This window comes from Pseudomonadota bacterium (assembly GCA_036339585.1).
Lineage (GTDB): Bacteria > Pseudomonadota > Alphaproteobacteria > UBA8366 > UBA8366 > UBA8366.
Window position 1 is genome coordinate 95,339 of sequence record JAYZAS010000007.1, and the last position, 13,163, is coordinate 108,501.

9 protein-coding genes are annotated in these 13,163 nt (G+C 45.3%); 4 read left to right on the forward strand and 5 right to left on the reverse strand.

Features of this window, described 5'->3' with window-relative positions:
• The first annotated feature begins 85 nt into the window (after positions 1–85).
• From VX941_07295 to hpnH, 4 genes are all read left to right on the forward strand, one after another.
• The gene (locus VX941_07295) at positions 86–2,701 is read left to right on the forward strand and encodes an MMPL family transporter (protein MEE2933215.1); all 2,616 of its coding nucleotides are present in this window, start codon (positions 86–88) and stop codon (positions 2,699–2,701) included.
• Positions 2,698–3,696 carry a hopanoid-associated sugar epimerase gene (gene hpnA / locus VX941_07300; GenBank protein MEE2933216.1) on the forward strand — a complete coding sequence of 333 codons (999 nt, stop codon included), beginning with the start codon at positions 2,698–2,700 and terminating at the stop codon, positions 3,694–3,696. The genes VX941_07295 and hpnA overlap by 4 nt, the downstream gene beginning before the upstream one ends.
• A 182-nt stretch (positions 3,697–3,878) precedes the next feature.
• Positions 3,879–4,811 carry a 4-hydroxy-3-methylbut-2-enyl diphosphate reductase gene (ispH, locus tag VX941_07305; GenBank protein MEE2933217.1) on the forward strand — a complete coding sequence of 311 codons (933 nt, stop codon included), beginning with the start codon at positions 3,879–3,881 and terminating at the stop codon, positions 4,809–4,811.
• Positions 4,812–4,889: 78 nt separating this feature from the next.
• The gene (gene hpnH / locus VX941_07310) at positions 4,890–6,119 is read left to right on the forward strand and encodes an adenosyl-hopene transferase HpnH (GenBank protein ID MEE2933218.1); all 1,230 of its coding nucleotides are present in this window, start codon (positions 4,890–4,892) and stop codon (positions 6,117–6,119) included.
• A 7-nt stretch (positions 6,120–6,126) separates the two neighbouring features.
• Here the strand turns inward: hpnH and VX941_07315 are convergent, their stop codons facing one another.
• From VX941_07315 to dxs, 5 genes are all read right to left on the reverse strand, one after another.
• A complete protein-coding gene (locus VX941_07315; GenBank protein ID MEE2933219.1) occupies positions 6,127–6,771 on the reverse strand; it encodes a hypothetical protein in 645 nt (214 codons plus the stop codon).
• 53 nt (positions 6,772–6,824) lie between these two features.
• Positions 6,825–8,828, reverse strand: a complete 2,004-nt coding sequence (gene shc, locus VX941_07320; protein ID MEE2933220.1) for a squalene--hopene cyclase — start codon at positions 8,826–8,828, stop codon at positions 6,825–6,827.
• A 161-nt stretch (positions 8,829–8,989) separates the two neighbouring features.
• On the reverse strand, positions 8,990–10,249 hold the full coding sequence (gene hpnE, locus VX941_07325; GenBank protein MEE2933221.1) for a hydroxysqualene dehydroxylase HpnE: 1,260 nt from the start codon (positions 10,247–10,249) through the stop codon (positions 8,990–8,992).
• Positions 10,250–10,253: 4 nt separating this feature from the next.
• Positions 10,254–11,117 (reverse strand): presqualene diphosphate synthase HpnD, encoded by an 864-nt coding sequence (gene hpnD, locus VX941_07330; protein MEE2933222.1) that lies wholly within the window; start codon positions 11,115–11,117, stop codon positions 10,254–10,256.
• A gap of 33 nt (positions 11,118–11,150) precedes the next feature.
• Positions 11,151–13,094, reverse strand: a complete 1,944-nt coding sequence (gene dxs / locus VX941_07335) for a 1-deoxy-D-xylulose-5-phosphate synthase (GenBank protein MEE2933223.1) — start codon at positions 13,092–13,094, stop codon at positions 11,151–11,153.
• Between the last annotated feature and the right edge of the window lie 69 nt (positions 13,095–13,163).

The window sequence follows — 13,163 nt, forward strand, 5'->3', positions numbered from 1 at the left end:
ATTGTATGCGGCGTATCGGATCAATCAAAAAAATAAGGACTAAGACTTGATTAAGGACATTTTGAGGCGACGTAGTGACATTTTAGTGAGTGTTGCGAACTTTTGCGCAAAGCGAGCCCTTTTCGTTATCTTCATTTTGGGAATCTCATCAGCGGTAGTTTGTCATTATGTAATCCAGAATGCTCAAGTGAATTCTGATACGAGTGAAATGTTGTCACCATCGTTGGATTTTAGGCAGAAGTTCAAGGCTTTTAAAGCCGCCATGCCGGCCGTCGGCCCTTCCTTGGTTGTCGTGATAGAGGCGCCAAATCCTGACCAAGCAGAAGATGCCGCGCGACTTTTGTCCCAAAGGCTGAGAAATACCGAGGGTATAAAGGGACCGGTCAAATATCTCGCTGCCGACCCTTTCTTCGCAAATAATGGACTTTTATATCTTAAGCGTTCGGAACTTGATGAGTTAGCAAATCGTCTATCCGATGCGCAACCCTTATTAGCTAGTCTAAGTGCAGACCCGAGTCTGCGTGGCTTGTTTGAAATATTGAGCCTTGCTCTTCAAGAAGTATCCAAAGGAGGGAGGCCCCCTGAAGGGCTAAATCTGATCTTAGATAGTATTGCCTCCGTTGCCGAAGCCAGAGCACAGGGGAAATCAGACGAACTCTCGTGGCGGCGTCTTATATCGGGAGGACTGCAAGATGTTGGCGTTGCTAGAGAGTTCATTCGAGTTGGTATTGATCTTGACTTCTCGGGTCTTGGGCCTGCGCAGAAATCTATGGATTTGGTGCGCAAAGTTGCCGAAGTAGCTGCCCTTACTCCAGAACATGGGGTTAGTGTGCGGATCACGGGTGGAGATGCAATGTCAACGGAGGAGCTTGCGAGTGTTTCTGCAGGAGCTGCAAAAGCGGGATGGATTTCACTAATTGTGGTCACGATTCTATTGTTCCTTGCTCTAGGGTCATTGCGTCTTGTAGTAGCAACCTTATTAACCTTGGTGACTGGCCTCGTATTCACTGCTGGCTTCGCCATCGCGTTCGTCGGGTACTTGAACCTCATTTCAGTGGCATTTGCTGTTCTTTTTATTGGCCTTGGAGTGGATTTTGGAATTCATTTTGCCCTACGATTTCGAGAAGAAATTGTAGCAGGCAAGTCTCAGTCTGAGGCATTAACTACCGCAACGCAAGATTTAGGTGGGGCGCTCACACTCTGTGCCGTTGCTGCGGCAATCGGGTTCTTTTCGTTTTTGCCAACAAACTATAGTGGATTATCTGAACTAGGTTTGATCTCGGGCATCGGTATGTTTATAGCGCTGGTTGCCAATTTTACTTTATTGCCAGCATTGTTGAGCTTGTTGCCATTCAAATCTCCTTTGCGCCCATCGATAATACCAATTGTTATACCCGATTGGATTATTTATCGTTTCGGAGGTAAAGTAGCGGCTGTCGCGGTTTTTGCCGGTGTTGCCGCCGCAGCGTTTCTGCCGCAGGCACGTTTTGATTTCAATCCACTTCATTTAAAAGACCCAACAACGGAGTCTGTTCGTACTGCAATTGACCTAATGGCCGATCCAACTGTCTCGCCTGAAACTATTTCAGTTCTGATTGATCGAAATGAGAATATCTCCAAAATTATAAAAAATTTAACCGACATACCTGAGGTGGACCGTGTTGTTTGGCTCGATAATTTCGTGCCGTCGCATCAAGATGAAAAGGTGTCAGTTATTCAGAATATTGCTTTTACTATGTATTCCGTATTTGATCCCGCAAACAGAAAGGATCCCCCTGGTAAAGAGGAACTTCAACGAGCTACGGGGCAGTTTCGCCAGCATTTATTAGCAACTGCAAGCCATCGTTATGCAGATCCCTTGATCGCAGTTAGTGCCGAACGTTTGGCCAAAGCACTTACACCCTACATGAGTTTATCCCGTGATCTAAAGCGTTCAGTCAATGACCTTCAAGATGGTTTACTCGCGCGCTTTCAAGGTCGTTTGGAGAGGTTAAAAAAGTCGTTTAATGCCGCACCGTTCTCCGAAGCGGATATTCCAAGTGTTCTTAGAGGCAGATATGTCGCTCGTGATGGTCGCCTGCGACTCGAGATTTACCCAAAAGATAATGTGACTGACAATTCTGCAATGGAGCGTTTCGTATATGCAGTTAGTGACCAGTTACCGACAGCTACAGATACGCCAGTAGTTTTGGTCAGATCTGGCAGTGTAGTCATGGGAGCTATAATACAAGCGACGGTAACGGCAATATTTTTCATTTGTGCATTGTTGGCTTTTGTCTTGCGAAAATTTTGGGATGCGGTGCTGGTATTATTGCCATTAGGTTTGGCTGCACTTTGGACTGTAGCTGCCTCTGTTATCCTAGATTTGCCTTTCAATTATGCAAATGTCATCGTTGTTCCGTTATTGCTTGGTTTGGGCGTTGCCAGCGGAATACATTTAGTTATGCGTTCGCGGCTTGGATTGAGCGAGCGCGAGATGTTAAAAACTAGCACGCCACGAGCCATTGTATTTAGTGCCTTAACAACCATCGGTTCGTTTGGCAGCCTCGCAATTTCGGATCACCGCGGAACGGCAAGCATGGGCGAACTATTGATGGTTGCAATCGGCTTCACTCTAATTTCCACTTTGGTTATTCTGCCCTCTTTGATGGGATGGTTGAACAGCCGAGGACTTCGTCAGACGGGATTGGTCCAGAAATGACTACATTTTTGACAGGCGCCACCGGATTTGTCGGATCAGCTGTCTTACGCCAACTGCTGGAGAGGAGACTGGATGTAAGAGTACTCGCAAGGCCAGGAGGAGATAGGCGTAATATTGAGGGTTTAGTCTGTGAAGTTGTGGAAGGCGATCTAACAGATACATCAACGTACAAAGATAGACTCGTGGGTTGTACAGCGGTATTTCATGTTGCTGCTGATTATAGGCTCTGGGCACCAGATAGAGCGGCGATGGATCGGGTTAATATAGATGCGACTCGCGATCTTTTCCGACTTGCGGCTGATAACGGGGCTGAGAGAATCGTATATACGAGCAGCGTTGCGACCCTCGGTATAAATCGCGATAACACTCCGGCTGATGAGGAGACGCCCAGTACCTATAATCAAATGATCGGTACCTACAAAAGGTCAAAATATCTCGCTGAAGAGGAGGTTCGCCGATTGGTATTAAATGAAGGAATACCTGCTGTTATCGTCAATCCGTCAGCACCGATTGGACCCCGTGACCTTAAGCCCACTCCAACTGGTCGTATTATTGTCGATGCCGCTAATGGTAAAATACCTGCCTACGTAGATACTGGTCTCAATTTTGTGCATGTAGAGGATGTGGCCCGAGGGCACCTTAACGCTTTTGAGAAGGGTAAAGTTGGGGAACGCTACATCTTAGGCGGCCAAAATATGACGTTAGTTGATATGCTTACGATTATCTGTGATCAGGTAGGACGGAAACCTCCAACAATCAAGATTCCTCATCAGCTTTTGCTTCCGGTCGCACACATTGCTGAGACAATCTCTGTATTTACGGGGAAATGGGAGCCTTTTGTAACGGTTGATAGTGTGAAAATGGCTGCAAAAAAAATGTATTTTTCCTCTAAAAAAGCAGAAACGGTTCTTGGTTACAAAACACGCCCAGCTGAAACTGCGGTCATTGATGCAGTTGAGTGGTACAGGAAAAATGGTTATTTAAAGAATTTTTAAGTTTTTGTTGAATAGAGATGTTTTTAGTAACATTCAATATTGCTGTATTTTAGATTAAGTTTAGCATAGGTATAGAAGGCTAGCTTGTTTACTTGTTGTGGGGTCGCTGGTATGAATTATGGATGTATCTAATAGGCTTTGTTTAACAAAGCCTGTAGTGATTTGATTGGGGACTGCAGCCTATGCGTGTAATTTTATCAAAGCCTCGAGGATTTTGTGCTGGTGTAACTCGAGCCATTGATATTGTTGAATTGGCACTGAAGAAATATGGTCCGCCAGTTTATGTGCGGCACGAAATTGTTCACAATAAACGAGTGGTTGAAGATTTAAAGGCAAAGGGGGCCGTTTTTGTTGAGGAGCTTGACGAAGTGCCCGATGGCGCGCACACGGTGTTTAGCGCCCACGGCGTTTCTAAGAAGGTAGCCGATGAAGCGGGAACCCGAGATCTTCCTGTCATCGATGCTACGTGCCCTCTGGTTGCCAAAGTGCATAAGGAAGGGCAAAGATATTCGGCCAAAGATTATGACATCATTTTAATAGGGCATGAAGGTCATCCGGAAGTTATTGGAACAATGGGCCGCATTCCTGGAAAAGTCTATTTAGTCTCGACAGCCGAAGACGTTGGCAAGCTAGAAGTGCGAGACCCTAATAAATTAGCCTATGTTACTCAGACGACATTGAGTGTAGATGACACCAGAGATGTTATTGAGGCATTAAAGGCCCGGTTTCCGACGGTTGTAGGGCCTGATGTGAAGGATATTTGTTATGCGACACAAAATCGGCAAAGTGCTGTGCGGGAGCTTGCGGGGCAAGTGGACTTATTGCTTGTGGTTGGGGCGCAGAATAGTTCAAATTCAAAGAGATTGAGCGAAATAGGCAAAGAATTGAATGTGCCAAGCTACTTGATTGACGACGCTTCTGGTTTAAATGAAGTGTGGTTGGAGAATATTAAAACAATTGGTATAACTGCAGGGGCATCTGCTCCAGAGAAACTCGTTCAGGATCTAATTAAACGGTTAGGTGAGCTTGTTGATATCGAGGTAGAGGAAGTTGATGGCATCAATGAAAACGTGCAGTTTAGGTTGCCAAAAGAACTCCGCGAGGCTGCAGCTTAGTCGGTAGAAAAAACATACTAATGGTCTAAAATACACATATTAAGCTTAAAAATTTGATCATCGTTTAAAGAGGGTGGCATGTCCGTTCCATTAATACAGCAATATAGAGTGGCTACTTACCTGATCAAACAGCGTTTGTTTGGTCGGAAAAAGTACCCTCTGGTACTAATGCTTGAGCCACTTTTTAGGTGTAATCTCGCTTGCCCAGGTTGCGGTAAGATCGACTACCCAAAATCTATCCTTAATCAAAGACTTTCATACGAAGATTGTATGACGGCGGTGGATGAGTGTGGGGCACCGATGGTGTCGATACCAGGTGGCGAACCACTTCTTCACCGAGAAATAAAAGAAATAGTGGAAGGCATAGTTTCCCGGAAAAAATTTGTATATTTGTGTACGAATGCCTTGTTACTCGAGAAACGGTTGGATAAATTTACTCCGAGCCAGTACTTGACCTTTTCCGTTCATCTTGATGGACTGGAGGAACATCATGACCATGCGGTTAACCAAGATGGTACATTTCAAAGAGCTATTAACGCTATAAAAGAAGCTAAGCGTAGAGGGTTCAGAGTTAACGTGAACTGTACCCTCTTTGATCAAATGACAGCGGACGAAGCAGCAGAATTTTTTGATTTTGCGTCTGATGAATTGGGTGTTGATGCGATCACCGTATCACCCGGATACGAATATGAACGTGCGCCAGATCAGGAGCATTTTCTTTCTCGAAAGAAAACCAAAAATTTATTCCGAGATATTTTTCGGATCGGCAAAGAAAAAGGCCGGACGTGGCCATTTAGTGCTTCGCCTCTGTTCTTAAACTTTCTGGCTGGAAATGAAGAGTACCATTGTACGCCGTGGGGCATGGCTACCCGAAATGTGTTTGGATGGCAGCGACCATGTTACCTTCTTGGAGAGGGGTATGCTGATTCCTTCAAAGAGTTGATGGAAGAGACAGAGTGGGAAAAATATGGTACTGGAAACTACGAAAAATGTGCTAACTGCATGGTGCACAGCGGTTACGAGGCGACGGCAGTTGATGACACCTTCTCTAACCCATTAAAAGCTTTAATGGTGGCTGTACGCGGTATTAGAACTGAGGGTGAAATGGCCCCTGAAATAGATCTTTCAAGCCAACGGGCGGCTGATTATGTTCATGATGAATTGGTTAGTGATTTTATGACTAGGCTCGAAGAAGAGGATTCAAAGCACGGAGGCGATTTGAAAAAAACACGTCTACGCGCAGCGCTAACACCGAACAATAATCGCGACGGTGGCTCCGGGTCGGAGTCTAATATTAGAGCTGCTTAAAGACGGCTTAGTAATTTCCTGTCTTACACAGAGCATTTAATGAGCTTGCAGGCATCTTTTTCAGGGCTCGCATCGCGGTGTTGCTTGTATAAGCCAGCTTGGCAACCTGTGTTAACGAACTGGGACGTTGGATAAGCTTTCTTAAAAGAGAAAGTGCGGTAGCCCTTCCATTTTTGTTCATGCCAGCGAGTGCGATTTCTGGCACGGTATCTTTGGCACTGTCGGCAATTGATCTTAATATAAGAAACGGAATGCCGCGTTTTTTAGCATAAGCAGCAATCACATGACTTTCCATGTCTAGTGCGTGAGCTCCGGTCGCTTGAAATAGTTGCATTTTTTCATCTATACTCTTAATCACTTTGTTAACCCCAAGCTGTCGCGATTGCTCTCTAGCGACGGGCCAGTTTTTTGCAACCGAGCGACGCAAAGTATCATCCGTTTGAAAAACGGCTCCATCATCGGTAACAACAGCTTTGGGCAATAGCACGGAACCAGATTTGAGTTTTGGGTCCATTCCGCCTGCAATACCAAAACTTACAATACCCATAATTTTGTCGTTATTAAGATCATTGCACGCAACAGACACGCGATCCGGGCCGGGGCCACTGCATTTTATTAAGGGCCGAGAATCCATTCCAATGATGCTACTCATGGAAGCAATACACCTTGCCTCCAACTGCATACCAGTGATGATTGCAATCTGGCTCAAATTCCGTAAGAAGGGAATTTAGTGTTTGAGTTACTAAGATTACGAAACCTACTTAGGGCCCATAGAGGAAAAAAAACACTGTAGCCGTGATAACGCAGATAAAATACCCGAGGGAAACCGACAGCGTTATAATATTCTTCTTCCCATTTGGCGCCATCTCGCGGAGCCTGAAGCAAATACTCAACTCCGCTCTTAACAGCTTTGCTGTCGACTTCTCCGGCCGCCATTAAACCAAGAAGAGCCCATGATGTTTGGGATGGCGTGCTGGCTTTGCAGGTATCTTTGTGATCATGCCAATAACTCGCACCATCTTCACCCCAACCACCATCGGGGCGCTGTCTGGATGTTAGCCATCCAACTGCCTTTCTTATGTACGGAGCATTCATATCTTCGCCAGCCGCTTGAAGAGCACACAGGGCAGACCACGTCCCGTATACGTAGTTGGTGCCCCAACGACCAAACCACGATCCATCATCTTCCTGCTCTTGTCGAAGATATTCTACCCCACGCTTTATTGGGTCACTTTTGGGAGTATAGCCAAGCTGGATAAGCATGCCGATGCAACGTGCAGAGACATCAACAGTTGGTGGGTCAAGAAGTGCACCGTGATCTGCAAATGGTATATGATTAAGCCAATAATGGGTATTATCTGCATCAAAAGACCCCCAGCCACCATTTTTGCTCTGCATCCCAATAATCCACTCGGCTGCTCGCTCAAGGCATTCTTTATGCTTCGGGTCTTTTGCTCGTTCTATAGACATTGCTGCGACAGAAGTGTCATCAACATCCGGGTAGTGACTATTCCAATATTGGAATGCCCAACCCCCTGGCCTCAAGTCAGGGCGAGTGTCCGCCCAGTCACCAATAACCTCAAGTTCTTGTCGCTCCTGAAGCCATGATAATGATACGTGAGCGGCCTTTGTATTAATGTTATCTCCAGTTTCTAGAAGGGCTTGCGCAGATAATGCTGTATCCCATATCGGGGATAAACACGGCTGGCAGTAGGCTATTTCATCCTTGATCACCAGTAATTTATCAATCGCCTTTTTAGCCACCAAATACTGTTCACTATTTTTATCTATGCCTAAAGTGTGAAAAACCATCACAGTATTTGCCATAGCGGGAAAGATACCCCCTAAACCGTCTTCTCCATTGAGTCGTTCATTTATAAAATCGAGAGCCTTCTCTATTCCTTTTGCCCGAATGTTACGCGGCATCAAGGGATCAATCAGACGCAGTATTTTATCCACCCAAAGAAATAACCTGCCGGCCAAAGTTCCGGTAGAATTAGCAAGGTAGTTTTTTTCCTGTTCAGGCGGAATAAGAAAAAGCTCTCGAATATCGACACAAAGGGGATTATCTGCTCGGTGTTTGTTAGTCATTAAAATTAGGAGCGGTACAATAACCGTACGGGACCAATAGGAAATCTTTGAGAAGTGAAAGAAGAACCACTTTGGAAGATGCATAATCTCTACCGGCATAACTGGAACTGCTCGCCACGGCACTTGGCCAAATAATGCTAGAGTAATTCTTGTGAATACGTTGCATTTCGCTGCACCGCCTGCATTGAGAATCGCTGCACGAGCCTTAACCATGTGCGGCGCATCAATGTCTTCTCCTGCTAGCTTTAATGCGAAATATGCTTTCACACTAGCGCTTATATCAAAGTTACCATCGTGGTAAAGAGGCCAGCCACCATGATCAGCCTGACGCTCCCGCAGGTATACCGCAATCTTTTTTTCAATAATTGGATCAATTTCACTAGTGAAATGATTTAGTAAAATATATTCCGCAGGAATTGTTGCGTCTGCCTCAAGTTCGAAAACCCAATGGCCATCATCGGCTTGCATTTGCCGGAGTCCTTTAGCCGCCTGTTCTATAACTGTGCTTAACCGGTTCTCAAAGTCTTTAGGGATAGGGTTGGGTTTATTTTCTGCCGAATTTTTTTCCGCGTCCGACGTGTGGGCACCTACGGACAAATTGTCTGTAAAAGTATTCATGGGATTTATCGATAGACTTGTTACACGTACTAATTTGATCTTGCATTTTTGGATTGTGATTGAAAGCTAATTAACATCCACGAATCCAATGTGATACCTATATCTTTATTATCTTCTAACATCGAGAGAAAATTCTAGCAATTTTATAGAGTATCCGAAAATCAATTATTTAATATTGAATCTGCAGCTGAATAACCGGACCGTATTGCTCCCTCTATTGTTGCTGGAATGCCTGTGTCAGTCCAATCGCCAGCCAATTTAAGGTTAAGGGTTTTGGTATTAGTTTTGGCACGTAACGTCAACGATTCTGGCGTCTGTGCAAATGTAGCCCTTTTTTCTTTTACAACACGAGCTTGCTTTGGTGTGTTGACATCTAAACCTAACGCACTCACCACGTCACCCCATGTTAAGTCAATAATTTCTTCGGCCGACTTGCTGACGTGTTTATCAGCAGCACTAATTGTTATAGATACAATATCTCCTCGTAAGAAAAGCCATTCAGCGGTGCCTCCTATTATACCAATAAAATTTATAGGTAAATCAGAAGGTTGACGCGAATTTAATTTGAAATGCACGTTAACGATTGGATTATGCTCCGTGGGAAACTTTACCTCCGTTAGCAGGGAGCCTGTTATAGATGCGGGTAGGGCTAAAATGACTGCTTCATCTTTGGGTATCTTAACATTTTGGTCAGCAAACACTAAATTTTTTACGTACTTCATATCCGCACTTCTTTCAATTCTCCTTAGACGAGACCCAAATTTTATTTTTGCCTTATGCTTGGTGAGTAATGTGACCGCAGGGTCAACAAAGCTGTCTGATAGGCCTTTTCTGGCGATCATTGGCCTAGATGCACATCCGCCTCGTCCGAATGTTTCAGCAAAAACAGGCCATAAAAGAGATGCCGCTGCTTTATCAACCGGAGTATTCAAGACTGATACTGCGAGAGGTTCCCAATATCTCTCAAAGAGCCGACCACTTGGGGATAATATCTCCGTGAGTGTTTTATTTGGCGAAGCATAAAATAATTTTAGTGCTGAGAAGTAATCAACCCATGAGCTACGAGGGACCCTTCGGTCTGCGCAAAATATCCACCAAGGTATGCGGCCCATATTCGGGCGCACGCTCCACCGCATGCCGTCGCGGACATCGATGAACTTAAAAATAGGCTCTTTTGGTCCAATCAATGTATGTTCAGCTCCGATTGTGTTAAGGAACTTAAATACCGCGATGTTTCCGCTCAAAAGCAGGTGATTTCCGTTATCGATAACACAGTCCAGGGCAGTATCGTGGAATGAACGGCAACGCCCCCCTGCATGACTGGCGGCCTCGTAAAGCGTCACTAAGTGTCCAGCTTCGCAGAGCTTTACCGCTGCGGCTAGGCCTGCCATTCCTGCCCCAACTATATGCGTTTTAGGCATGTACTTAAAATACCCCATATCTTAAGACGATCCAAAGCTTGTGAATCTTGGATAGCACTACTGGTTGTGTAGTTTTACTCCAGCCGCGTGCACGAAGTTTCTTTAAAATTGCCAAATAGCCATGCATCATTACTACTGCGGGTCGCATGGTTTTTCTCGAACAGCGTGCCATCGCTAATATTGCATCAGTGAAACTATTTTCCGCGATATCGGCTAAATCATTACATATGAGGTCTATCGTAGGGTGCGACAGCACTGATTTGGGATTTTCATTGCATACACCATGCTTTTTGAGTAGCTCAAGTGGCAAATAAAGCCGACCCCGGCCTGCATCTTCATGGACATCTCGAAGAATATTTGTGAGTTGCAACGCTAAACCAAGAGACCGTGCAACATCATCGCGCGCAGGATTTTTTTCGCCAAAAACTCTTACTGATAAAAGGCCAACGGCACCTGCCACTCTTGCACAATAGAGTTTTAGGTTTTCCATTGTTGGGGCACGAAAGTCGTCTTGCGCATCCATCTCCATTCCATCAATGAGGGCAATAAAATCTTCTTTTCGCAACTGGTATTCTTTGATTGGAATCAGTAGAGCTTTCGCAGTTGGTTTCGTGGGCCTGCCCTGATATAGGGCCTCTATCTCTTCTCTCCAGGCATTAAGCTGATTTTTTTTCTCCAAATATGGTAGCGGGTCATCTGCGATGTCATCAATCTCACGACAAAATGAGTAAATTGCAAATATAGCGTCGCGTCTGTCCTGAGTCAGAACCTTCATTCCGCTGATAAATGACGAGCCGGAGGCTTCTACCACTTTGTAAACGTGAGCCCAAGCTTCGCTTAATTCATCAGACTGTTTACAATTTTCCACTGCGTGCTCTAATACCCGTCAGTAAAAGCAGAACTATGCGCGTTTAGACTGTTCTGTCAAAATCTCTTCGCCTAATGCAGCTAGAGCTGTCGCCTCAATGTGTTTTGCATTAAGTTGAGCTTCCTCATACATGTCATAAGGACTGGCTTGATCCTGAAATTTATCCGGTAATGTCATTGGACGGACTTTAAGGCTCGGACGAATAAGATCGTTACGAACAAGATGATCTAGAACCCGAGATGCAAAACCGCCTATTGAACCCTCTTCTATGGTAATTAATACTTCGTGTTCCCGCGCCAATCTTTCTAGGAGTTCGGTGTCCAAAGGCTTCGCGAACCGCGCATCCGCAATGGTCGTGGATAATCCTTTTGCCTCTAAATTATCCGCCGCCCTCTGAACCTCAACCATACGGCCACCATAAGAAAGAATCGCAAGTTTAGAGCCTTCACGCACTATGCGTCCTTTCCCGATTTCGAGAACTTCACCAATTTCTGGCATTTCCACACCAACAGACTCTCCGCGTGGAAAACGGAATGCGCAGGGACCCTCATCATATGCAACTGCTGTCGCAACCATATGGCAAAGCTCAGCTTCGTCAGCGCATGCCATGAGAACAAAGTTAGGCAAACAGCCTAGATATGCAATATCGAATGATCCTGCGTGGGTTTGCCCATCGGAACCCACTAGTCCAGCGCGGTCTATTGCAAACCGAACTGGTAATTTTTGAATTGCAACATCGTGTACGACTTGATCAAAAGCGCGCTGCAGGAATGTAGAATATATTGCGGCAAATGGCTTATAACCTTCAGCTGCCAGTCCTGCAGCAAAGGTAACCGCGTGTTGCTCAGCAATACCTACATCGAACATACGTTCTGGATGCACTTTCTCAAAAAGATCCATGCCGGTGCCATCAGGCATAGCTCCTGTAAGCCCCACAATCTTATCATCCATATTGGCGTGTTTTATGAGGTTTTCCGCAAAAACTTTTGTGTAAGCTGGTGCATTTGATATTCCTTTATTTTGCTCCCCACTCGACACATCAAAGCTTGCAACCCCATGATAGCGATGGGTGCTATTTTCGGCGGGTTCGTAACCTTTGCCTTTCACCGTAACTGCATGAAGTAACACCGGCCCCGGCAATTCGGATTCCTTTAAATTTTTAAGAACCGGTATTAGATGGGACAGGTTATGTCCATCTATCGGGCCGACATAATAAAAACCTAACTCCTCGAACAGTGTGCCGCCCGTAAACATTCCACGGGCGTATTCTTCGGCACGTTTAGCAGCCATTTCTATTGGGTGAGGTAACTTTTCTGCAATTTCATGACCTAGTTCACGTAACCCTCGATATTGTTTTGATGATAGGAGCCGTGTAAGATAACTGTTAAGAGCACCTACCGGCGGCGCTATGGACATCTCATTATCATTTAGAATTACGATCATACGATTACCATTGGCGCCAGCGTTATTCATCGCTTCGTATGCCATGCCGGCAGTCATGGACCCGTCTCCAATTACCGCTACAACGTCGTTATCTTTCCCGGAAAAGTCCCGTCCTTGAGCAAAGCCTAAACCGGCAGAGATGGATGTCGAAGAGTGCGCCGCACCAAATGGATCATATTCGCTTTCTGACCGCTTAGTAAAACCGGACAGCCCATCCTTTTGCCGGATCGTGCGGATGCGATCGCGACGGCCAGTCAATATTTTATGTGGGTAGCATTGATGGCCAACATCCCAAATTAGAATATCGTCCGGGGTATTAAAGACATAGTGTATGGCTGTGGTAAGCTCCACGACACCAAGACTGGCCCCAAGGTGACCGCCGGTTTGTGAGACTGCATCGATAAGTTCAGCACGAAGCTCATCAGCAATTTGACGTAAATCCTCTACTTTAAATTTACGTAAATCGGCAGGAAATTTAATTTGATCGAGTAATGGAGTTTCAATACCCACGGCTAATGCTCCCGCTTTTAGCATTTTTGTCAGCAATGCTGACGTTCAGATGTTAGTGTCTTTTGGTATATCGATAACCAAAACAGTTACCTT

Bases quoted from the DNA above. Each gene is read 5' to 3' on its own strand.
- hpnH (MEE2933218.1), top strand. From the start codon at position 4,890: ATGTCCGTTCCATTAATACAGCAATATAGAGTGGCTACTTACCTGATC.
- VX941_07315 (MEE2933219.1), bottom strand. From the start codon at position 6,771: ATGAGTAGCATCATTGGAATGGATTCTCGGCCCTTAATAAAATGCAGT.
- hpnE (MEE2933221.1), bottom strand. From the start codon at position 10,249: ATGCCTAAAACGCATATAGTTGGGGCAGGAATGGCAGGCCTAGCCGCA.
- hpnA (MEE2933216.1), top strand. From the start codon at position 2,698: ATGACTACATTTTTGACAGGCGCCACCGGATTTGTCGGATCAGCTGTC.
- dxs (MEE2933223.1), bottom strand. From the start codon at position 13,094: ATGCTAAAAGCGGGAGCATTAGCCGTGGGTATTGAAACTCCATTACTC.
- shc (MEE2933220.1), bottom strand. From the start codon at position 8,828: ATGAATACTTTTACAGACAATTTGTCCGTAGGTGCCCACACGTCGGAC.
- ispH (MEE2933217.1), top strand. From the start codon at position 3,879: ATGCGTGTAATTTTATCAAAGCCTCGAGGATTTTGTGCTGGTGTAACT.